Annotated in this window: 20 protein-coding genes; 4 read left to right on the plus strand and 16 right to left on the minus strand. The window is 72.5% G+C overall.

All coding sequences use genetic code 11. From position 1 onward, the window contains the following. Positions 1-3: 3 nt before the first annotated feature. From tsaB to glmS, 7 genes are all read right to left on the minus strand, one after another. On the minus strand, positions 4-720 hold the full coding sequence (gene tsaB / locus ACFQ2V_RS10015; protein WP_386052544.1) for a tRNA (adenosine(37)-N6)-threonylcarbamoyltransferase complex dimerization subunit type 1 TsaB: 717 nt from the start codon (positions 718-720) through the stop codon (positions 4-6). A 58-nt stretch (positions 721-778) separates the two neighbouring features. Next, positions 779-1,261: a tRNA (adenosine(37)-N6)-threonylcarbamoyltransferase complex ATPase subunit type 1 TsaE gene (tsaE, locus tag ACFQ2V_RS10020; RefSeq protein WP_386052545.1), complete on the minus strand. Its 483-nt coding sequence runs from the start codon at positions 1,259-1,261 to the stop codon at positions 779-781. 5 nt (positions 1,262-1,266) lie between these two features. Further along, positions 1,267-2,610 carry an alpha/beta fold hydrolase gene (locus ACFQ2V_RS10025; protein ID WP_386052546.1) on the minus strand — a complete coding sequence of 448 codons (1,344 nt, stop codon included), beginning with the start codon at positions 2,608-2,610 and terminating at the stop codon, positions 1,267-1,269. Beyond that, complete coding sequence (alr, locus tag ACFQ2V_RS10030) at positions 2,607-3,860, minus strand: alanine racemase (RefSeq protein WP_386052547.1); 1,254 nt, start codon at positions 3,858-3,860, stop codon at positions 2,607-2,609. The genes ACFQ2V_RS10025 and alr overlap by 4 nt, the downstream gene beginning before the upstream one ends. 67 nt (positions 3,861-3,927) lie before the next feature. Further along, positions 3,928-5,511, minus strand: a complete 1,584-nt coding sequence (locus tag ACFQ2V_RS10035; RefSeq protein WP_386052548.1) for a bifunctional ADP-dependent NAD(P)H-hydrate dehydratase/NAD(P)H-hydrate epimerase — start codon at positions 5,509-5,511, stop codon at positions 3,928-3,930. Further along, positions 5,511-5,861, minus strand: a complete 351-nt coding sequence (locus tag ACFQ2V_RS10040; RefSeq protein ID WP_386052549.1) for a holo-ACP synthase — start codon at positions 5,859-5,861, stop codon at positions 5,511-5,513. The genes ACFQ2V_RS10035 and ACFQ2V_RS10040 overlap by 1 nt, the downstream gene beginning before the upstream one ends. 1 nt (position 5,862) lies before the next feature. Further along, positions 5,863-7,722 carry a glutamine--fructose-6-phosphate transaminase (isomerizing) gene (glmS, locus tag ACFQ2V_RS10045; protein WP_386052550.1) on the minus strand — a complete coding sequence of 620 codons (1,860 nt, stop codon included), beginning with the start codon at positions 7,720-7,722 and terminating at the stop codon, positions 5,863-5,865. 249 nt (positions 7,723-7,971) lie between these two features. On the opposite strand from glmS, the gene coaA reads away from it, so the two are divergent. After that, positions 7,972-8,904: a type I pantothenate kinase gene (gene coaA, locus ACFQ2V_RS10050; RefSeq protein ID WP_386052644.1), complete on the plus strand. Its 933-nt coding sequence runs from the start codon at positions 7,972-7,974 to the stop codon at positions 8,902-8,904. Between the two features lie 191 nt (positions 8,905-9,095). On the opposite strand, the gene ACFQ2V_RS10055 is transcribed toward coaA, so the two are convergent. From ACFQ2V_RS10055 to ACFQ2V_RS10080, 6 genes are all read right to left on the minus strand, one after another. After that, a complete protein-coding gene (locus tag ACFQ2V_RS10055) occupies positions 9,096-9,881 on the minus strand; it encodes an aggregation-promoting factor C-terminal-like domain-containing protein (RefSeq protein ID WP_386052551.1) in 786 nt (261 codons plus the stop codon). A 443-nt stretch (positions 9,882-10,324) separates the two neighbouring features. Further along, positions 10,325-11,560: a PhoH family protein gene (locus ACFQ2V_RS10060; RefSeq protein WP_386052645.1), complete on the minus strand. Its 1,236-nt coding sequence runs from the start codon at positions 11,558-11,560 to the stop codon at positions 10,325-10,327. 504 nt (positions 11,561-12,064) lie between these two features. Continuing rightward, positions 12,065-12,430, minus strand: coding sequence for a hypothetical protein (locus tag ACFQ2V_RS10065; RefSeq protein ID WP_386052552.1), 366 nt, complete (start codon positions 12,428-12,430; stop codon positions 12,065-12,067). Continuing rightward, positions 12,427-13,098 (minus strand): hypothetical protein, encoded by a 672-nt coding sequence (locus ACFQ2V_RS10070; RefSeq protein ID WP_386052553.1) that lies wholly within the window; start codon positions 13,096-13,098, stop codon positions 12,427-12,429. The genes ACFQ2V_RS10065 and ACFQ2V_RS10070 overlap by 4 nt, the downstream gene beginning before the upstream one ends. Before the next feature lie 175 nt (positions 13,099-13,273). Further along, complete coding sequence (locus tag ACFQ2V_RS10075; protein ID WP_386052554.1) at positions 13,274-14,203, minus strand: hypothetical protein; 930 nt, start codon at positions 14,201-14,203, stop codon at positions 13,274-13,276. A gap of 197 nt (positions 14,204-14,400) precedes the next feature. Beyond that, positions 14,401-15,162, minus strand: a complete 762-nt coding sequence (locus ACFQ2V_RS10080) for an isoprenyl transferase (protein ID WP_386052555.1) — start codon at positions 15,160-15,162, stop codon at positions 14,401-14,403. Between the two features lie 223 nt (positions 15,163-15,385). Here ACFQ2V_RS10080 and trhA point away from each other — a divergent pair, with 223 nt between their 5' ends. Then, positions 15,386-16,096 carry a PAQR family membrane homeostasis protein TrhA gene (trhA, locus tag ACFQ2V_RS10085; protein ID WP_386052556.1) on the plus strand — a complete coding sequence of 237 codons (711 nt, stop codon included), beginning with the start codon at positions 15,386-15,388 and terminating at the stop codon, positions 16,094-16,096. Positions 16,097-16,190: 94 nt separating this feature from the next. Here the strand turns inward: trhA and ACFQ2V_RS10090 are convergent, their stop codons facing one another. Both ACFQ2V_RS10090 and mca read right to left on the minus strand, forming a co-directional pair. After that, the gene (locus tag ACFQ2V_RS10090; protein WP_386052557.1) at positions 16,191-16,475 is read right to left on the minus strand and encodes a hypothetical protein; all 285 of its coding nucleotides are present in this window, start codon (positions 16,473-16,475) and stop codon (positions 16,191-16,193) included. Next, the gene (gene mca, locus ACFQ2V_RS10095; protein WP_386052558.1) at positions 16,475-17,497 is read right to left on the minus strand and encodes a mycothiol conjugate amidase Mca; all 1,023 of its coding nucleotides are present in this window, start codon (positions 17,495-17,497) and stop codon (positions 16,475-16,477) included. Before mca ends, ACFQ2V_RS10090 begins: the two co-directional genes overlap by 1 nt. A 173-nt stretch (positions 17,498-17,670) precedes the next feature. Between mca and ACFQ2V_RS10100 the strand changes: the two genes are divergently transcribed. Both ACFQ2V_RS10100 and greA read left to right on the plus strand, forming a co-directional pair. Further along, positions 17,671-18,042, plus strand: a complete 372-nt coding sequence (locus ACFQ2V_RS10100; RefSeq protein ID WP_386052559.1) for a DUF4307 domain-containing protein — start codon at positions 17,671-17,673, stop codon at positions 18,040-18,042. 211 nt (positions 18,043-18,253) lie between these two features. Beyond that, complete coding sequence (gene greA, locus ACFQ2V_RS10105; protein ID WP_386052560.1) at positions 18,254-18,739, plus strand: transcription elongation factor GreA; 486 nt, start codon at positions 18,254-18,256, stop codon at positions 18,737-18,739. A 163-nt stretch (positions 18,740-18,902) separates the two neighbouring features. Here the strand turns inward: greA and ACFQ2V_RS10110 are convergent, their stop codons facing one another. Next, positions 18,903-20,249 carry a glutamate mutase L gene (locus tag ACFQ2V_RS10110; protein WP_386052561.1) on the minus strand — a complete coding sequence of 449 codons (1,347 nt, stop codon included), beginning with the start codon at positions 20,247-20,249 and terminating at the stop codon, positions 18,903-18,905. Positions 20,250-20,256: the final 7 nt, after the last annotated feature.

Raw genomic sequence — 20,256 nt, forward strand, 5'->3', positions numbered from 1 at the left:
CGGTCATCCGAGCGTCGACTTCTTCGACGGTGGTGCTGGTGCGGCGTCGGGACGGCGCAGGTAGAGCGGCTCGAGACCGTCGAACCCGTGGCCGCGGTCGACCCACTGCAGACCGTTCGGCGCGGCTTCGGCGCCCGCCTGCGTCAGACGGCGCACGGCGAGGTCGGCGAGCGCTCCCCCGCTGACGTCGAGCGGCCCGGTGCCGTGGGGCAGGGCCTCCGCGTAGAGGGAGGGTCCGCGGCCCGCGCACGGCAGGGCCCGCAGCTCGGGCGGCAGGTCTTCCGCGCGCGCGACCACGGGCTCGGTGGTGCGGACGGCGCCGCGGTCACCGAGGGCGTACGCGGCGGCATACACCTCCTTGCGGCGGGCGTCGGTGGCCACCAGCAGGTCGCCGCGATGCCCGCCGGCCCACGCCTGGTGGGCGAGGGCGTCGAGGCTGGTGATGCCGCGCACGGGAAGGCCCAGCGCGAAGGCGAAGGTGCGGCCCGTGACGATGCCGACGCGCAGCCCGGTGAACGGCCCGGGACCGATGCCGACCACGACGTCGGTCACGTCCTCGGTGGCGGCGCCGACGGACGCGAGGGCGGCCTGGATGCCCGGCGCGAGGTGCTCGGCGTGCGCCCGCGCGTCGAGGGTCGTCTCCTCGGCGACCACCGACGAGCCGTCGTGCAGTCCGACGGTGATGGCCGTCGTGGACGTGTCGATCGCGAGCAGGAGCACGACGGTCAGGCTATCCGAGCCGCGCTGCAGCGGCGGACGGCGCCGCCGTGACGGTGGGTCAGGAAGCGGGGGCGACCTCGTCGAGGACGGCGTGCCACCGGGAGCCGACCCCGGTCAGCTCGACCGTTCGCTCGTCGTCACCGGTGATGGTCAGCTCGAGTCGCGCGTCGCTGAGCTGTTCGGCCAGGCCGGCGCCCCACTCGACGACCGTGACGCTCGCGTCGAGGTCGGCGTCGAGGTCGAGGTCGTCGAGCTCCAGGGCGCTGCCCAGTCGGTAGGCGTCGACGTGGACCAGCTCCGGACCACCGACGAGCGACGGGTGCACCCGGGCGATGACGAAGGTCGGCGACGTGATCGGTCCCCGCACGCCGAGCCCCTCGGCGATGGCCTGGGTCAGGGTGGTCTTGCCCGCGCCGAGGTCACCGGTGAGGACGAGCACGTCGCCGCCACGGAGCAGTGCCCCCAGCCGGCGCCCGAAGTCCTCGGTGTCGTCGAGGGAGGCCCAACGGACCTTCCGGCGCGCACTCGCTGGCCGGGCCATGTCGCTCAGGCGCCCTTGGCGTCGGGCGTCTTCGGCCCGGCCGTCTTGGGGCCGTCCGTCTTGGGGCCGGCCGACTTGGCGTCGGCCGACTTGGTGCCGCGCGGCGCCTTGGTGCGCGCGATCCTGGTGCGACCGGTGCGCACGAGGTCGGCCGCCTCCTTCTCGAGCCGGCGCTGGCGGCGGTTCTTCGCCACGTCGGTGACGATGCGACGCACGCGGGGCTGCTTCGACACCTCGATCTGCTCGGCCCGGGCGCGGGTGGCCTGGTCGACGAGCTGGATGAGGTGGGCGTTCAGAAGGTCGGGGTGCTCGAGCATGATGACGTGGCCCGCGTCGTTGACGACGATGTGCTCGGCGCCGGGGATGCCCTCGACGATGAGCTCGCTGTGCGAGGGCGGGGTGAGGACGTCCTCGCGGCCGTTGAAGACGAGCACGACCGCCTTGGAGAACTCGCCGAGGGCCGGCCGCTTGTCGAAGCCGTCGAACGTCTGCAGGTAGTCGTTGACGACGTCGAGCGGCGTGCCGAGCAGGATGTCGGCGGTGTAGCGCACGACCGAGCGGGGCACCGGGGAGGCGAACGAGTTCTGCTCGACCATGAAGTGCTCCAGATCGCGGGCCGCGCGCCGCATCTTCGTGAACACCTCGGGGCGACGCGCGAGAGAGCCGAGCACGCCCGGACCGAGTCGCTCGAGCATGAGCCGCCCGAGCGTGGCCACGCGGCCGCCGTTGGCAAGCATGAGCCCGCCCGGGCTGGTCGCCACGAAGGCCGCCCCGACGACGCGCTCGAGGATGAGCCCCGGGTCCTGCTCGCCGAGCGCGAGCATCGTCATGCCCCCCATCGAGTGCCCGACCAGCACGAGGTCGCCCTCGGGCGCCGTCTGGGTGAGGACGGTGTGCAGGTCCTTGCCGATGCGGTCGATCGTGTAGCTGTCCTTCTCCCCCCGGGCCGACTGGCCGTGGCCGCGCTGGTCCCACGAGACGACGCGGTAGCCCGCCTCCTTGAGGGCCCGCCGCTGGTAGACCCAGCAGCGCAGGCTCAGGCAGTAGCCGTGGCTCAGCACGACCGTGGGCAGCTCGTCGGCGCGGCCGTGGCGGGTCGAGCCCTTGGCGGCTCGAGCTGCCGCCTCGCGCGTCGGGAGGTCGATCTCGACGTGGAGGGCCACGCCGTCGTCGGTGAGGACGACGTGCTCCTCGTCGGGCTGGATGTCGAGCAGCTCGGGGGTCTCGAGGGCGGCCATCGCGGCCCGGTGCTTGCCCGCGCGGTCGGCGGCGATGCCTGCGGCGACACCCGCGGCGACGCCGAGGGTCGCGGCGGCGATGCCGATGACCGGGTTGCGGCGGGGGCTCATGCGCGCCTCGCGCCGTCGGGGCCGTCCGGGCTGCTCGTGCCGGGGACGTCGCCGATGAACAGCCGGGGCACGCGCGCCCCCAGCCGGGTGACGATCTCGTAGCTGATGGTGTCGGTGGCGTCGGCCCACTCCTGCGCGGTGGGCTCGCCGGGTGCGCCGCCGAAGAGGGTCACGACGTCGCCCGCCTGCGCCCTCGACCCGGGGCCGAGGTCGACGACGAGCTGGTCCATGCAGACCCGACCAGCGATCGTCGTGCGGCGCCCCTCGACGAGCAGGGGCCCGACGTTCGTCGCGTTGCGCGGGATGCCGTCGGCGTAGCCCGCCGGGACGAGCCCGACGACGGTGTCGACGTCGGGCACGTAGGCGTGGCCGTAGCTGATGCCCTGGCCTGCGGGAAGCTCCTTGACGAGGGCGAGCCGGGCCCGCAGCGTCATGACCGGGCGCAGCCCGAAGTCGTCGTCGACCTGCGGCACCGGGGTGAGGCCGTACATGGCGATGCCGGGGCGCACGAGGTCGGCGTGGGCCGACGGGTGCACGAGGGTGGCCGCGGAGTTCGCGAGGTGGCGCACCTCGGGCCGGATGCCGGCCTGCTCGGCCTCAGCGACCGCCTCGAAGAACCGCTCCTGCTGGGCGAGCACGGTCGGGTGCTCGGGCGAGTCCGCGTGCGCGAAGTGGGTCCAGATGCCGACGACCTCGACCGTGCCCTCGGCCTCGAGGTGCCGGGCGCGGGCCACGAGGGTGCCCCAGTCGGCGCCGTAGGCACCGCCGCGCCCGAGGCCGGTGTCGACCTTGAGGTGTACACGCGCCGTTCGCCCGACCTCGGCCGCTGCGGCGGCGATCTCGTCGAGCACCCACGGGGCCGACGCGGACAGGTCGATGTCGCGGGAGACGGCGCCCGCGAAGTCGGAGCCGGGGACGCTCAGCCACGTCAGCAGACGGGCGGTCAGCCCGGCATCGCGCAGCGCGAACGCCTCCGCGAACTGGGCTGTGCCGAGCCACGTCGCGCCGCCACGCAGCGCGGCGCGGGCCACCGGCAGCAGCCCGTGGCCGTAGGCGTCGGCCTTGACGACGGCCATGAAATCCGAGGCCGGGGCGAGCGCGCGGAGCGTCCGCACGTTCGCCTCGAGGGCCGTCAGGTCGATCTCGGCCCACACGGTGAGCCCGTGGGTGTCCGGCACGAGGGGCGCGGTGTCCGGCGCGGCTGTCGGCACGGCGGCGCGCTGCGCGCCGGCGGCGTCGATCTGGCTCATTGGTGCAGTCTCGCAGTTCGTGGAGTGGGTCGCTGAACAGGGCTGGGCGCGCCGAGGGGCCGACGGCTCACCCCGGCGCAGACCTACCCCGTGCGAGCAGGTCGCGCACCGCCGGCCGTATGCCGTGAGCGACCGCGAGCGCCCGCAGCGGGCCACCGCCGGACGCGCGGTCCGCTGCCACACCATGCACGAGGGCCCCGAGGGAGGCGGCGTCGTGAGGAGCGAGACCTGCCGCCAACAGGGTGCCGATGACACCGGAGAGCACGTCGCCGGCGCCAGCGGTCGCCAGCCACGTCGGGGCGTCGGCCTGCGCGCGTACGGCCCGGCCGTCGGTCACGACGAGGGTCGTGGAGCCCTTGAGCAGGACGGTGGCGCCAGTGAGGTCAGCGAGCAGGCGGGCGTGACCGAGCGGGTCGGCCTTGACCTCGTCGACCGTGACGGCGCGTCGGTCGACCGGACGCTCGGCGGCGTCAGAGCCCGCAGCAACCGTTTCGGCCGGTTTGGTCCGGTCGGTCGACCCGTCGAGGCGGCTCAGGAGGCGGGCCAGCTCACCGGCGTGCGGCGTGAGCACCGTGGGCGCGTCGCGGCGGCCGTTCACGAGGTCGAGCCCGCCGGCGTCGACGACTGCCGGCAGGTCGGACGCGAGTGCAGCCCGAGCAGCGTCGAGCTGCGCGCGTGCGTCGTCGTGGTCGGTCTCGGTGTCGAGGCCGGGCCCGACCGCCCACGCCTGGACCCGCCCCTCACCCACGACGGCTTCGGGCACCGCGTGGTGCACGAGCCCCACAGGGGTGCGCGTGCCGACGTAGCGGATCATCCCGACGCCGGCCTCGGCAGCGGCCGTCGTGCACAGCACCGCTGCGCCCGGGTAGGCCTCGCTGCCGGCGACGACGCCGAGCACACCGCGGGAGTACTTGTCGTCGGAGGCCCGGGGCACGGGCCAGAGCGCCGCGACGTCGTCCCAGGTCAGCCGCTCCACGGCCGCAGGCACGTCGTCGAAGGGGACGCCGATGTCGACCACGGTCAGGACACCCGTCGCGCCCTCCCCCGCCGGGAGCAGGTGCGCCGGCTTCGGCGTGCCGAAGGTGACGGTCTCGTCGGCCCACACGGCGTCGTCCTCGCCGGCTTGGCCGGCCGGGTCGAGCCCGCTCGCGACGTCCACGGCGATCACCCAGGCGTCGTCGTCGATGGCGTCGACGAGACGGGCCGCGTCGGGGCGAAGGCCCGGGCGCCCGCCGATGCCGGCGATGCCGTCGAGCACGAGGTCGGCCTCGGCGACGACGTCGGCGGTGGAGTCGGGGTAGGAGTCGGGGTCACGGGGGGCGCCGGCGGCCACGTGCACCACGACCCCGGCCGCCTCGGCGGCCGCGAGGCCTGCCGGGTGGACACCGTCGCGACCCGACGACGCGAGCAGCACCACAGCGGCGGCATAGCCGGCCTCGGCGAGGTGGGCGACGGCATACAGGGTGTCACCTCCGTTGTCGCCGCCCCCGACGAGGCCCACGACGGTCGTGCCCCCGGCGTCGGAGAGCCGCGCGGCGGCGACTTCGGCGAGGCCGAGCGCGGCGCGAGCCATCAGGGTCCCCTCGGGCAGCTCGGCCATGGCGGCGGCCTCGGCGGCCCGCACGGCGTCGATGGAGTGGGCGCGGATCATCAGCCCTCCGCGATGACGACGGCCGACGCGATTCCCGCGTCGTGCGACATGGACAGGTGGAACGAGTCGACCCCGAGCGTGTTGGCGCGGGCGCGCACCGTGCCGCCGATCTCGAGCGAGGGCCGGCCGTCGGCGTTGGTCACGACCCGCGCGTCGGTCCACTCCATGCCGCCCGGGGCCCCGAGCGACTTGGCGAGGGCCTCCTTGGCGGCGAAGCGGGCCGCGAGCGAGGCGATGCCCAGCCCGCGCTCCTCGGCCGTGAAGAGCCGCTCGCGCAGCGCCGGAGCGCGCCGGAGGGTCTCCTCGAAGCGCGCGATGTCGACGACGTCGATCCCGACCCCGACGATCACGTCACTCGACCGTGACCGACTTGGCGAGGTTGCGCGGCTGGTCGACGTCGAGCCCCTTGGCGGTCGAGAGCCACAGCGCGAAGACCTGCAGCGGGACGACGGTCAGCAGCGGCGCGAGCAGCGGCGAGGTCGCGGGCACCCGGATGACCTCGTCGGCGAAGGGCTCGACCGCCTCGTCGCCCTCCTCGGCGATGACGAGGGTGCGGGCGCCGCGGGCGCGGATCTCCTGGATGTTGCTGACGACCTTGCCGTGCAGGCCGTGCTCGCTCGTGGGTGAGGGCACGATGACGAAGACCGGCTGCCCGGGCTCGATGAGCGCGATCGGGCCGTGCTTGAGCTCGCCGGCCGCGAAGCCCTCGGCGTGGATGTAGGCGAGCTCCTTGAGCTTGAGCGCGCCCTCCATCGCGATCGGGTAGCCGACGTGGCGGCCGAGGAAGAGGACCGAGCGCGTGTCGGCCATGAACTTCGCGATCTCCCTGACGCGCCCCATCTGCCCGAGCAGCGTCTCGATCTTCGCGGGGACCTGCGCGAGCTCCTTCATGACCGCGGCAGCGTCGTCGGCGAACGAGCCACCGCGCAGCTGTGCGAGGTAGAGGCCGAGCAGGTAGCACGCGGTGATCTGGGCGAGGAACGCCTTCGTCGAGGCGACCGCGATCTCGGGGCCGGCGTGCGTGTAGAGCACCGCGTCGGACTCGCGCGGGATCGTCGAGCCGTGGGTGTTGCACACCGAGACGGTGATGGCACCGAGCTCGCGGGCGTGCTTGACGGCCATCAGGGTGTCCATGGTCTCGCCCGACTGGCTGATCGACACGACCAGCGTGCGCTCGTTGACGATCGGGTCGCAGTAGCGGAACTCGTGGGCCAGCGCCACCTCGACGGGGATGCGGGTCCAGTGCTCGATGGCGTACTTGGCGGTCATGCCGGCGTACGCGGCCGTGCCGCACGCGACGATCGTGATGCGGTCGACGTTCTTGAGCTGCTCCTCGGAGATGCTCATCTCGTCGAGCGTCAGCCGGCCTTCCACGTCGGTGCGACCGAGCAGGGTGTCGGCCACCGCGTGCGGCTGGTCGTTGATCTCCTTCTCCATGAACGTCGCGTAGCCGCCCTTCTCGGCGGCGGCGGCGTCCCACGTGACCTCGTACGCCTTGCCCTCCGCGGGCGTGCCGTCGAAGTTGATGACCGTGGCGCCGGCGGGCGTGATCGTGACGATCTGGTCCTGGGCGAGCTCGAGCGCCTGACGGGTGTGGCCGATGAAGGCGGCGACGTCGGAGCCGAGGTAGTTGGCGTCGTCGCCGAGGCCGACGACGAGCGGGCTGTTGCGGCGGGCGCCGACGACGACGTCGGGCTGGTCGGCGTGGATCGCGAGGAGCGTGAAGGCGCCCTCGAGGTCGGCGACGACGGCGCGCATCGCGGCGGTCAGGTCGTGCTCGCGGTCGTAGGCCTCGGCGAGCAGGTGGGCGACGACCTCGGTGTCGGTCTCGCTCGTGAAGTCGACGCCCTCGGCCAGCAGGCCCTTCTTGAGGCTGTGGAAGTTCTCGATGATGCCGTTGTGGATGAGGGCGAGCTTGCCGTCCTTGCCACCGCGGTGCGGGTGGGCGTTCTCGTCGGTGGGGCCGCCGTGCGTGGCCCAGCGGGTGTGCCCGATGCCGGTGGTCGACGTCGGCAGCGGGTCGGCCTCGAGCTCGGCGGTGAGGTTGGCCAGCTTGCCGGACTTCTTGCGGGTCTCGACGTGGTCGCCGTCGAGGAGGGCCACACCGGCGGAGTCGTAACCGCGGTACTCGAGACGGGCCAGGCCTTCCATGACGACGTCGAGCGCCGTGCCGTCGTTCGTCCGGCCGACGTATCCCACGATTCCACACATGAGGTCCAGCCTAGGGGAACGCCGGGGGTGCCACGTCCGGGGCCGAGGCCGCCGGGCGTGCCATCGTCCGACACAATGGCGGACGTGGCGGAACGCGTGTCGGAGGCGACGAGCAGCGGTGGCGCGCCCTCTGGGGCGACCAGCGGTGACGGCAACGACGGCGGCGTCGGCGGCACCGGCCGCACGGGTGGCACCGGCGGCACGGGCGGCACGGGGTCGGGCGGCAACGGGCCGGGTGGCAACGGGTCGATCCCGTCGCCCTACGTCGAGTTCGACCGGGCCGCGTGGTCGCGGCTGCGCGAGAACCAGCCGCTCAACCTCGACGACGCCGACCTCGCGCGGCTGCGCGGCCTCGGCGACCGCGTCGACCTCAACGAGGTCGAGGAGGTCTACCTGCCCCTGTCGCGCCTGCTCAACTTCTACGTCGGAGCCACTCGCCAGCTGCACCAGGTCACGAGCGACTTCCTCGGCGAGCGCCCGGCCAAGACTCCCTTCGTCATCGGCGTGGCCGGGTCGGTGGCGGTCGGCAAGTCGACGACCGCCCGCATCCTGCGCGAGATGCTCGCCCGCTGGCCCGACACGCCGCGGGTCGCCCTCGTCACGACCGACGGCTTCCTCTTCCCCAACGCCGAGCTCGAGCGCCGTGGGCTGCTCCAGCGCAAGGGGTTCCCCGAGTCCTACGACCGCAGGGCGCTGCTGCGCTTCGTCGCCGAGATCAAGTCGGGCCGGGCCGAGGTCACCGCCCCGGTCTACTCGCACCTGACCTACGACATCGTCCCGGGCGAGCGCATCGTCGTGCGCCAGCCCGACGTGCTCATCGTCGAGGGCCTCAACGTGCTCCAGGCGCCCGAGGTGCACCCCGTGCGGGGCACCGGACTCGCGGTCAGCGACTTCTTCGACTTCTCCGTCTACGTCGACGCGTGGGTCGACGACGTGCGCAAGTGGTACGTCGACCGGTTCCTGCGACTGCGCGAGACGGCGTTCTCCGACCCCGACTCGTACTTCCACCGGTATGCCGTGCTCTCCGACGAGGAGGCCGTGGCCACCGCGAACCGCATCTGGCGCGAGATCAACGGCCCGAACCTCGTCGAGAACATCCTGCCCACCCGGTCACGGGCCAGCCTGGTGCTCTCGAAGGGCGACAACCACGAGGTGCGCCGGGTCAGGCTCCGCAAGATCTGAGCCCCGCTGCCCCGCGTCGTGGCCCTGACGCAGGTGTGCCGTGTGACGCGCGTATCGCCTGTGACGCACGTATGCCGTGTGGCCGGCTCCCAGCAGGGGCCGGCCACACGGCATACGTCGTCGGTGGGCTCGCCCGGACGTCGGGCTCGGTGTCGGGCCCGGTGTCGGGCTCGCTGTCGGTCCCGGTGGGCTCAGTACCAGTGCGGCGACCGCGCCTGCCACGTCGACCAGGCGTTGCACGGGTTGCCGTAGGACATCTTGATGTACCAGAGCCCCCACTTGATCTGCGTGATCGGGTTGGTGCGGTAGTCGGCGCCGAACTGCGACATCTTGCGGGCCGGCAGCGACTGCGGGATGCCGTACGCGCCCGAGCTCGGGTTCTCGGCGGACCAGCGCCAGCCGCTCTCGCCCGTCCAGAGGTTGACGAGGCAGTTGTACTGCGAGTCGCTCGTCCAGCCCTGGTCGACCATGAGCACACGGGCGGCGGACTTCGGGTCGTTCTGGGCGTTGTCGATGGCGCGCTGGCGTTCGCGCTCGCGCTCTGCCTCCTCGGCAGCCTGCCGGGCCAGCTCGGCCTGCTTGGCTGCTTCCTGCTTCTTCTTGGCCTCGAGCTCCTTGGCGGTGCGCAGGCCCGTCGCGGCGATCGCCGTGCGGCGCTCGTTGCGCGAGACGGACGCGGCGGCCCGGTAGGTCGTGTCGACGGTGGTCGCGCGGGCGAGCTCGTCGGTCTGGGCGACGACGCCCGATCCCACGACGAACGCCGCGGCGTCGGCGCCGATGATGTTCGTGGCCTTGGCGTACGCGAAGCCGCTGGTGCCGAGCCCCAGAGCCAGCGCCCCGGCGAGGATCGGACGCCCGACGTGCCGCTTGCGGCGCGGGGTCGGCTCGTGACGGCTGCGGCGGGTCGATGCGGCCTGCCCCGATGAGTGGCCCGATGAGTGGCCCGAGGAACCGTGCTTCACCGACTCGGTCGCCACGCCCTGCGTCGACCGCGAGACCGCGGGACCGGACGGGGCCGTGCTGCCGGACCGGCTCGGACGCACCGAAGGGGTGGCGTGCTTCGAGCTGGGAGCGGATGAGGGAGCCGGTGCATTGCGGTGCCGGCCTTCATACCGTGCCATGAACTGACGTCACGCCTTCCTGGGTTCTCGGGGTCAGTGCTCGACGCAGGCGCGGGACGGCAGAACGTGCCGTCCCGAGCTGGTCGTGAGGGAGGGGGATCACCGGTCCGCCAGCGCTCGCACCCCGCAGCGAGCGTTACCGATCCGAGATCTTTCTGGTGCAACGGTGCCAGCGGAGGTACCGAAGATCAAGTTCGGCCCTAACCGTAATGGGTACTTGGTCCTCTTTGGGCACGAGTCCCAGAACACGGCGTCCCCCGAGCCCGTGCTCGGAGGACGCCGTGTGGGCGTGACTCAGGTCACACGTCGAGACCTTCGAGCATGTCGGTGACGAGGGCCGCGATCGGGCTGCGCTCGCTGCGAGTCAGCGTCACGTGGGCGAAGAGCGGGTGGCCCTTGAGCTTCTCGATCACGGCAGCGACACCGTCGTGGCGCCCGACCCGCAGGTTGTCGCGCTGGGCGACGTCGTGGGTGAGCACGACCTTGGAGTTCTGGCCGATGCGGGAGAGCACGGTGAGGAGCACGTTGCGTTCGAGGGACTGCGCCTCGTCGACGATGACGAACGCGTCGTGCAGCGACCGGCCACGGATGTGGGTCAGCGGCAGCACCTCGAGCAGGCCGCGGTCCATGACCTCCTCGACGACCTCGGTGGAGACGAGCGCGCTCAGGGTGTCGAAGACCGCCTGGCCCCACGGGTTCATCTTCTCGGCCTCGGTGCCGGGGAGGTAGCCGAGCTCCTGCCCACCCACGGCGAAGAGCGGGCGGAAGACGAGGACCTTGCGCTGGACGCGGCGTTCCATGACCGACTCGAGGCCCGCACAGAGCGCAAGGGCCGACTTGCCGGTGCCGGCGCGGCCACCGAGGCTGACGATGCCGACGTCGGGGTCGAGGAGCAGGTCGAGGGCGATGCGCTGCTCGGCGCTGCGGCCGTGCAGGCCGAACGCGTCGCGGTCGCCCCGCACGAGCCGGATCTGCTTGTCGGCGCCGACCCGCCCCAGACCGCTTCCCCGCGGCGAGAGCAGGACGAGACCGGTGTGGCACGGCAGCTCCGCGGCGCCCGCGTGCTCCACGCGCCCGCGGTCGTAGAGCTGGTCGAGCTCGTCGGTCGTGACCTCGAGCTCCTGCAGGCCGGTCCAGCCGGAGTCGACCCCCTGCTCGTGGCGGTACTCCTCGGCCTCGAGCCCGCAGGCCGAGGCCTTGACGCGCATCGGGAGGTCCTTGGACACGATGGTGACGTCGCAGCCCTCGTTGGCGAGGTTCTTCGCGACGGCCAGGATGCGCGTGTCGTTGTCGCCCAGCCGGAAGCCTGCGGGCAGCGACGAGGGGTCGGTGTGGTTCAGCTCGACGCGGAGGGTGCCGCCGTCGTCGCCGACGCCGACGGGCTTGTCGAGCCTGCCCTCGCTGACACGCAGGTCGTCGAGCAGGCGCAGGGCCTGGCGCGCGAAGTAGCCGAGCTCGGGGTGGTGGCGCTTGCCCTCGAGCTCGGTGACGACGACCACCGGCAGCACGACCTCGTGCTCGGCGAAACGGAGCATCGCCCTCGGGTCGGAGAGGAGCACCGACGTGTCGAGGACGTACGTCTTGTGCTCGGGCACGCGTTCACGTGCCGTGCCCCGTGCGGACGTTCGTGTGGTGGCCGCGGCCGGCTTGGTGGTCGTGCTGGCGGGGTCCGACGTGACCTGACGGGTCGTACGTGCCATGTGCCACTCCCTACGCGGCGCGCTCAGCGCGCCTGATCGCTCCCGAGATGCCGGGCGGCCACCAGAGGGTGGCGTCGTGCCCGGCCCTCCGTCCTGAGCGATCGCTCCATGGGTGGGCCTCCTGGCAACGTCCGACGGGTGCCGGCCGTTGGGACGACGGTACGACCCGCATCCGGCGCTGACACGCATTGACTGTCGTTGCGTCGTCGTGTCGCCCCGAAGTTCACGTCCAGGCAACACACCCGTCGACCGGATGACCGCCGAGCGGCCTTGACGCGTCGAGCGCCCGGCTCCCGACGGGGCCAGCCGTCGGGAACCGGGCGCTCGACGAGAGGTGTCTCAGGCCCAGGGAGAGCGGCCCATGACGCGGACGTACTCGCGCTTCCAGCGCCAGCGGACGGCGGCGACGGCCATGCCGATGACGCCCAGCACGCCGAAGATCCCGAGGATCAGCCAGGCCACCCCCATGGCGCCCTCGGCACCCTGGTCGGCGCCCTTCTTGACCTGGAGGAAGAAGATGACGCCGAGCACGGTGAGCGCGAGGAAGAAGACGAACATCAGCGCGGGCTCACGGATCTTCAGGGTGAGCAGGCCACGCTCCTGGCTGACGTACGCGAAGGGTTCCTTGGGCGGCGCCGGCTCGCCCCCGCGCGGGGCTGCGTGCGCCTGCGGCGTGCCGTCGGGCTGCCGTGCCGGGGTGCTCATGCGCTGACCGCCTCGGTGTAGAGCTGCTCGACGGCGCCCTGCAGGCCGTTCGTGTCGACGACGCCCCCGGTGCCGGTGCCGGGGCCCGCCACGTCGGCGAGCGCCTCGAAGCCCTCGCCCGAGCGGCGGACGGCGAGGTTGCTGCGTGCGTCGAGGGTCTGCACCTCGAGGAACACTCCGGCCTGCGGGTTGGCGGCGAACCGCTCGCGCACGAGGCCGGTCACCAGCGCGCCGGTGCTGCCGTCCTGCTGGCCGAGGCGGATGAACCACGACGCGAGCTGCCGCGGCTGCATCAGCGCGACGACGGTGTCGGACTCGAGCAGGATGGCGAAGTCGGCCTGGCTGACGTTCTCGCCGACGAGGCCGATGCGCGTCCAGCGGGTCGCCGCACCGACGGCGTACTCGACGAGGGCCGCGTTGGAGCGGGCCTCGTGCGTGCCCTCGTCGTCCACCGCCAGCCAGCCGCGCGAGGCGAGGCTCGAGGCGCCGGCGAGCAGCGCCGCGTCGTCGGCCGCTCGCGGGTCGAGCATGAGCAGCTGCCGGGAGCGCTCGCCGCCGGGTGTCTCGTGGCGGGCCATGAGGTAGGCGAGCTCGGCGGCGCCGAGGCCGAAGACCTCCTCGGGCAGCTCGAAGCCCTCGAGCGGGGTGCCCTTCATCGGGTCAGCCATGGTTCTCCCTCTGTCGTTGCGCAGTGGTTCGCGGTGGTTCGCGGTCGTTCGCGGCCGTTCGCGGTGGGTGCCGCGCAGGGGCTCGACCGGCGTTCGGTGGTCAACGGTGTCATGTCGTCGGTCCAACGATGCCGGGCGTCCCGGGGTTTCGCCTCCCGGGGCGCCCACGCAGCGGTCAGAACGGCCACACCTTGTCGGCGACGTCGGCGATCGCGTCGCCCGCGTCGGACGCGAAGTCGCCCACGGCGTCGACGGCGTCACCGGTGAAGTCGGTGATGGTGTCCCAGTTGTCGTAGACGAGCTGGCCGACAGCCATGCCGCCCGCGGCGATGCCGCAGACGACGTCGACCGGGGGCGGCGTCATCAGGGCGGCGGCGCCGAGCCCGGTCATCACCGAGTCGTAGCCGGCGCGACCGTAGTTGCCCTCCGAGATGTCGTTGGCGACGGTGAAGCCACCGAACGCGACGCCGATCGGGCCGAGGGCCTTGCCGACGGTGCCGAGGGTGCGCGCGAGGGCACCGCCCTCGGCGAGAGAGGGCAGGAACCGCGACAGCGTTCCCCAGTTCTTCGGGGCGAGCGCCTCGCCGAACTCGGCGAGGGGGCCGGTCTTCCAGGCGTTCTTGAGGTTGGCGAAGAGGCCCGTCGCGCTGTCCCAGCTGCCGAGGTTCGAGAGGAAGTTCTTGATCTTCATGCCGGTGCCGAGCAGGCCGACGGCGGTGCCGATGCCCTTGATCGGCGTCCACAGCGACTTGAGGAGGTCGTAGCCGGGGATTCCCCCGTTGTCACCACCGCTCCCGGAGCCCCCCGGGCCGCCACCGGAGCCCGAGCCGCCCTGGCCGCTCGCGGTGTCCTGCGCGCCGGCGTTGCGCCGCAGCGCCTCGGCGAGCTTGCCGAGGTCGGTGCCGAACTGGGTCAGCTGCGCCTCGATCGGCGGCCACCGGTTCATCAGGTGGTCGAGGTCGCCGCCGCCCCACTGCCCCTTGAGGGCGTGGACGGCCCGGCTCGCCTCACCCTTGACGCTCTCGCACTCGCGGGCGTGCCCGGTGATGCGCTCGGCCGACGCGCGCAGCGCCACCGGGTCGGCGCCCTTCTTGTAGATCGCCATGTGTCCGCTGCTCCCCTGACGTCGTCGCCGTGCCGTGGTCGTGGGCGTGCCCACCCCAGCCGTGTGCCGTGTGCTGCCGGTGGGTCTCCCAGCCGGCTCCCCGCAACCTACGCAACGAAGGCGAAGTCGGACAATGGGGAGCACTCCCCACCCCGCGGCGGAGGTTGCCCGGAGGTCGGAGGTCGGTCAGCGGTCGGTCAGCTGCCGAAGCGACGGTGCCGGCCGGCATACGCCCGGAGCGCGCGCAGGAAGTCGACGTGGCGGAAGTCGGGCCAGTACGCCTCGCAGAAGTAGAACTCGGACGTGGCGCTCTGCCAGAGCAGGAAGCCGCCCAGGCGCTGCTCGCCCGAGGTGCGGATGACGAGGTCGGGGTCTGGCTGGCCCTTGGTGTAGAGGTGCCCGGCGATGTCGTCGGCGGTGAGACCGGCGGCGATCTGCTCGATGGACTCCCCGGCCGCCGCCCGCTCGAGCAGCAGGTCGCGCACCGCGTCGGCGATCTCGCGCCGGCCGCCGTAGCCGACCGCCACGTTGACCGTCATGCCGTCGACGTCCTTGGTGCGCCTGGCCGAGTCACCGAGGCTCTCGGCGGTCTCACGCGGCAGCAGGTCACGCGCCCCGACGATCTTGAGGTGCCAGTTGCCGGTGTCGGCGAGGTCGGCGACGGCCGTCTCGATGATCTTGAGGAGCGGGGCGAGCTCCTCCTCCGGGCGACGCAGGTTGTCGGTCGAGAGGAGCCAGAGGGTGACGTACTCGACGCCGGCCTCGCGGCACCACTCGAGCAGCTCCTCGATCTTGTCGGCGCCGGCCTGGTGGCCGCTCGCGGTGCCGGCACCGCGGGCGCGGGCCCAGCGCCGGTTGCCGTCGAGCATGACGGCCACGTGCCGTGGGAGGGACTCCTTGGGCAGATCCTTGAGGACCCTGCGTTCGTACGCGCCGTAGACCACATCGCGCCACCCCACGGGGGCCTCCTCGTCGACTCGATCGTCTCGCCCACAGGTCGCAGACCCGGCGGGCCGCGGTCCCCACCGTACCCTTCGCGCCGGTCCCGACCGCGGCAGTCGGCGGCAGGCAGCGGGTGGGTCCCGTGAGGCCGATGTGGAGGTTGTGTGAGGACGTGCTCGACGGGAAGATCTCAGAACCTACGCAACCGTAACTTACGGTTGCGTAGGTTACACTCGGGGCATGAGCACCACCACCGAACAGCCCCGTGAGGAGTCCTCGGGCGGCCCCGTCGCCGACCTCGTCGCCATCGTCAAGCCCCGCCTGCGCGGCTGGCTGCACCTCGGCATGTTCCCCGTCGCGCTGCTCGGCGGGCTCGTGCTCGTGCTGCTCTCGGACCCCGGTGCCGTGCGCACCGCGTCGGTCGTCTTCACGGTGAGCGCCGCCCTGCTCTTCGGCGTCTCGGCGGTCTACCACCGCGGCACGTGGGGGCCCAGGACGGCCGGGCTGCTCAAGCGCTTCGACCACTCGAACATCTACCTCATCATCGCCGGCACCTACACGCCGTTCGCGGTGACCCTGCTGTCGGCCGACCAGGCGCGGCTGCTGCTCACCGTGATCTGGGGTGCCGCGATCGGCGGCGTCCTCTTCCGCGTCTTCTGGGTCGGTGCACCGCGCTGGCTGTACACCGCGCTCTACCTCGCCCTCGGCTGGACCGCCGTGTTCTACGTCGTGCCGTTCTGGCGCGAGGGCGGCCCGCTCATCGGCACCCTGATCGGTCTCGGCGGTCTGCTCTACACGGCCGGCGGCATCGTCTACGGGACCAAGCGCCCCAACCCGTGGCCGAAGTGGTTCGGCTTCCACGAGGTGTTCCACGCGTTCACGCTCGGCGGCTTCGCGACCCACTTCGCGGCCGTCGCCCTCGCAGTCATCGGCTACCAGGCAGCCACCTGAGGCACGGCGAGCTGCCCAGTCGAAACAAGCCCTCCCGATCGAAGAAGACTCCGTCACCACCACTGCGTGACGGAGTCTTCTTCGATCGGGGCGCTCAGTCGGCGCGGGGCGCCTGGCGGTCGTCGCCGGGTCTTCCGTCGCCGGTCGGTCCGTCCTCGGCGGAGGCGTCGCGCGAGGGGTCGGGCTCGGGGGTGGCGTCGGTGACCCCCACGCCGTCGGCCTCGGCCCGTGCGGCAGCCTCGTCCCGGTCGCGGTAGGCCATCCGGCGCAGCCGGCTGTTCATGTTGCGCACGAGCAGCCACAGCGAGACCGCCAGCACGAAGAAGGCGATGAAGCCCCAGATGCCCGGGCCGACCGGGAGGTTGCCGCCGCTGCCCATCAGACGTCCGCCTTCTCGTCGTCGGTGTGCGTGTCGGAGCTGTCGCCGGGCTCGTGCTGAGCCGTCTCCGCTGCCTCCTCGGGCGCCGGTTCCTCGCCGATCCGGCCGTCGTGGACGAGCTCGAGGTCGCCACGGGTCGCGAGCGCATCGGCCTCAGCGGGCGTGCCGAGGCCGGCGAAGAGGTCGTCCTCGCCCTCGGCGACCGGCACGTAGGACATCGCGGCCTCGAACTCCTCGACCCCCCAGACCCGCTGCTGGATCTCGAGCGGCACCTGGAACCAGAAGCCGTCGGGGTCGACCTGCGTGGCGTGCGCCATGAGCGCGCGGTCACGGGTCTCGAAGAACTCGCCGCACGCGATGGTGGTCGTCGGCCGCCCCGACCGGCGCGGCTTCCAGTTGGCCAGCCACTCGGCATACGGGCTCTCGAGCCCCTCGGCGAGCATCGCCTCGTGGATGGCCTCGAGACGGTCCTTCGACCAGCCGCCGTTGTAGTAGATCTTGAGCGGCTGCCACGGCTCGCCGGCGTGCGGGTATCGGGTGGGGTCGCCGGCCGCCTCGAAGGCGGCCATCGACACCGTGTGGCACATGATGTGGTCGGGGTGCGGGTAGCCACCCTTCTCGTCGTACGTCGTCATGACGTGCGGACGCCACGCCCGGATGACCCGGACGAGCGCCTCGGTCGTCACGTCGATGTCCTCGAGGCCGAAGCAGCCGTCGGGCAGGGGCGGCAGCGGGTCGCCCTCCGGCAGGCCGGAGTCGACGAAGCCGAGCCACGTGTGCTCGCAGCCGAGCACCTCCTGCGCGGCCTTCATCTCGTCGCGCCGCACCTGCGCGATGTCGCGCAGGATGTGCGGGTCGTCCTTGAGCTTCTCGTTGAGGATGTCGCCGCGCTCACCTCCGGTGCAGGAGACGACCATGACGGACGCTCCTGCGGCGACGTACTTCGCCGTCGTCGCAGCGCCCTTGCTCGACTCGTCGTCGGGGTGCGCGTGCACCGCCATCAACCGCATGCCCTGGGCCACGTGGCTCCCTGTTCGTCGATCGTCGTGGGTTGGGCGCGAGGCGGCTCGTGGCCGCCGGACGCCCGGGCCCGCGCGTCGTGCCGTGCCGGCATACGAGACACTGGACCCGCCTGTCATCCTCTCACCCTCCCCCGCGGCTCCCGACGCCCGGGCTTCGACCGCCAGGACTTCGTATGCCGTCCCGCCCGACCCTGCCCCGCCCCGCTCCCGGCCAGCTGAAGTGGTGGGTCGTCGGCGCCGTCGGCATCCTCGGCGGCGTGGCGCTCGCGGTCTGGTTCGGGCTCTCGGCGACACTCGGGCAGCCGAGCTGGCAGACGCTCGGCTACAAGGTCATCAGCGACCGGGAGGTGCGCGTCGACTTCGAGGTCTACCGGCCGGGCGGCACGGCGCTGACCTGCACGGTCGAGGCGCTGGCCCGCGACTTCTCGCCGGTCGGCACGAGCACCGTCAAGGTGCCCGCGGGCGCCGACGAGACCACGCGCCAGTCGGCGACGCTGCGCACGACCTCACGGGCCGTGACGGGGCAGGTGCGCACCTGCTCCTGACGGTCATCCGCCGTCCAGCAGGTGGCCACGAATACGCCGTGAACTGCGCTTTCGCCGTTCACTTTGTTATCCTTGTTGCTTCATCAAAGGGTCCGGACCCGTCGCCGACCGGCATGTCGAGTCGGTGACACCACGGTTCGGTCCCTTTTCTTTTTGTGTAGGCGCCCACGCGAGCACCGCGTGGGCGCTCTTCAATCGAGGAGTGACAACAGTGACCGACACTGCCGCTGGCTTCCTGACCCAGGAGGCCTATGACCGCCTCAAGGCGGAGCTCGACCAGCTGACGGGCGAAGGTCGCATCGAGATCGCGCGCAAGATCGAAGAGGCCCGCGAGGAAGGCGACCTCAAGGAGAACGGCGGTTACCACGCCGCCCGCGAGGAGCAGGGCAAGATGGAGGCCCGCATCCGCCAGCTCACCCAGCTGCTCCACAACGCGACGATCGGTGAGACGCCTCCCGACGACGGTGTCGTCGAGCCCGGCATGCTCGTGACGGTCGAGATCTTCGGCGACGAGGAGACCTTCCTGCTCGGCAACCGCGAGATCGCCGACGGCTCCGACCTGCAGGTCTTCTCCGAGAAGTCCGCCATGGGTGCTGCCATCAACGGCAAGAGCGTCGGCGACAGCACGAGCTACGAGGCGCCCAACGGCAAGACGATCGACGTCAAGATCATCGCGGCGAAGCCCTACACCGGCTGAGCCGAGCCCCACGCCCACGAGGACGGGCCTGTCCCCCACCGCGGGGGCCGGCCCGTTCTGGTGTCCGCCGCCGGTCCGGCTCAGCGACGCCCGGCCTGTCTCGGTGACCTGGCAGGGCTGCGGCGCGGCTGAGCGAGGTCGGGGTCGGTGAGCGGGACCGGCGTCAGCGGGCAATCTGGGCGGCGACGGCGCGGGCGGCCTCGGGCGCGTCGGCGGCCAGGAGGCCCGCCGCGAAGAGCAGGTATGCCGTGTCGACCGTCGCGCGGGCGGCGCGCGGCACCCTCCAGCCGCCGGCGTGGTCGGCGAGCACGGCACCGAGCACGTGGTCGCGTCCGGCGCCGTCGGTGTGGCGCAGCACGCCTCCTGAGCCCACCAGGGCCGTCACGTTGGCGAGCGGGCGCGGCGCCTCGGTGGGTTGCGCGGGACGGGCGTGCCGCCGCACGGCCGCGAGCGCGGCGAGCCGGGCCAGCTCGAGATCGAGGGCGCGCTCGGCGTCGTCGACGGGGAGCGAGCCGGGCTGCTCGTGGACGCGGGCGGCATACGCCCTCAGCGCCCGGAGGTTGCGCACGTCGTCGAGCAGGTGCTCGGCCTCGGCGGCCTCGACGACGTGCTCGGCGTTCCACCGCATGCCGAGGTCGCCCTCGACGGTGCGGGCGTGCCAGAGCGGCGCGACGACGTCCTTGCGGAGGCTGGCGTCCTCGCCCTCGGGCGTCAGGCACGAGTAGACGTCGGTGGTGGCCCCCCCGACGTCTACCACCAGCACGTCTCCCCCGCCGGCCACCGACGCGAGCACCTCGACGCCGCGCAGCACGGCGTCGGGGGTCGCCGTCTCGACCATGTCGGTGAACGCCGGGTCGCGGGAGAGTCCCTTGCCGCCGATGACGTGGTGCAGGAACGCCTCACGGATCGCGGCCCGCGCCGAATCGGGTGCGATGACCCCGATCTGCGGGAGCACGTTGCCGGCGAGCACCGTGGGCCGGCTGGTCGTGGCGAGCACGGCCGCGGCCTCGTCGCGCGCGTCGACGTTGCCGGCCACGACCACGGGCACGGCGTGCGCGCCGTGGCCACCGATGGCACCCTTGGCGAGCCGGGCGGCGTTGTGCAGCAGGACGTTGCTGTTGCCGCCGTCGGTGCCGCCGACGAGCAGGATCATGTCGGGCCGTGCAGCCCGGATGCCCGCGACGTCGGCCGTCGTCAGCTCACCGGCTGCGACGTGCACGACCTTGGCACCCGCCGACAGGCCGACCCGGTGGCCCGCCTGCGCCGTGACGGTGCGCTCGTAGCCGACGACGGCCAGCCGCAGCCCTCCCCCGGCACTCGAGCAGGCGCGCACGACCGCGTCGCCGGGCACGTCGAGCCGCGCCCGGAGCTCCCGGTAGCCGTCGAGGATGTCGCCGCGGCGCTGGGTCCCGGTCGTCGGTGTCGAAGCCGTGCCCAGCACCGTGCCGTCGTCGGCGAGCAGGGCGCCCTTGGTGAAGGTCGACCCGAAGTCGACCGCGAGGATCGTCATGCGTTGC

This window comes from Terrabacter terrigena, assembly GCF_042676085.1.
GTDB lineage: Bacteria > Actinomycetota > Actinomycetes > Actinomycetales > Dermatophilaceae > Terrabacter > Terrabacter terrigena.

What these genes read in the sequence shown, in the direction of transcription:
- tsaE (WP_386052545.1), bottom strand. Translation starts at nt 1,261, where the DNA reads ATGGCCCGGCCAGCGAGTGCGCGCCGGAAGGTCCGTTGGGCCTCCCTC.
- ACFQ2V_RS10025 (WP_386052546.1), bottom strand. Translation starts at nt 2,610, where the DNA reads ATGAGCCCCCGCCGCAACCCGGTCATCGGCATCGCCGCCGCGACCCTC.
- alr (WP_386052547.1), bottom strand. Translation starts at nt 3,860, where the DNA reads ATGAGCCAGATCGACGCCGCCGGCGCGCAGCGCGCCGCCGTGCCGACA.
- ACFQ2V_RS10035 (WP_386052548.1), bottom strand. Translation starts at nt 5,511, where the DNA reads ATGATCCGCGCCCACTCCATCGACGCCGTGCGGGCCGCCGAGGCCGCC.
- glmS (WP_386052550.1), bottom strand. Translation starts at nt 7,722, where the DNA reads ATGTGTGGAATCGTGGGATACGTCGGCCGGACGAACGACGGCACGGCG.
- ACFQ2V_RS10060 (WP_386052645.1), bottom strand. Translation starts at nt 11,560, where the DNA reads ATGCTCCGTTTCGCCGAGCACGAGGTCGTGCTGCCGGTGGTCGTCGTC.
- ACFQ2V_RS10065 (WP_386052552.1), bottom strand. Translation starts at nt 12,430, where the DNA reads ATGAGCACCCCGGCACGGCAGCCCGACGGCACGCCGCAGGCGCACGCA.
- ACFQ2V_RS10070 (WP_386052553.1), bottom strand. Translation starts at nt 13,098, where the DNA reads ATGGCTGACCCGATGAAGGGCACCCCGCTCGAGGGCTTCGAGCTGCCC.
- ACFQ2V_RS10075 (WP_386052554.1), bottom strand. Translation starts at nt 14,203, where the DNA reads ATGGCGATCTACAAGAAGGGCGCCGACCCGGTGGCGCTGCGCGCGTCG.
- trhA (WP_386052556.1), top strand. Translation starts at nt 15,386, where the DNA reads ATGAGCACCACCACCGAACAGCCCCGTGAGGAGTCCTCGGGCGGCCCC.
- ACFQ2V_RS10090 (WP_386052557.1), bottom strand. Translation starts at nt 16,475, where the DNA reads ATGGGCAGCGGCGGCAACCTCCCGGTCGGCCCGGGCATCTGGGGCTTC.
- ACFQ2V_RS10100 (WP_386052559.1), top strand. Translation starts at nt 17,671, where the DNA reads ATGCCGTCCCGCCCGACCCTGCCCCGCCCCGCTCCCGGCCAGCTGAAG.
- ACFQ2V_RS10110 (WP_386052561.1), bottom strand. Translation starts at nt 20,249, where the DNA reads ATGACGATCCTCGCGGTCGACTTCGGGTCGACCTTCACCAAGGGCGCC.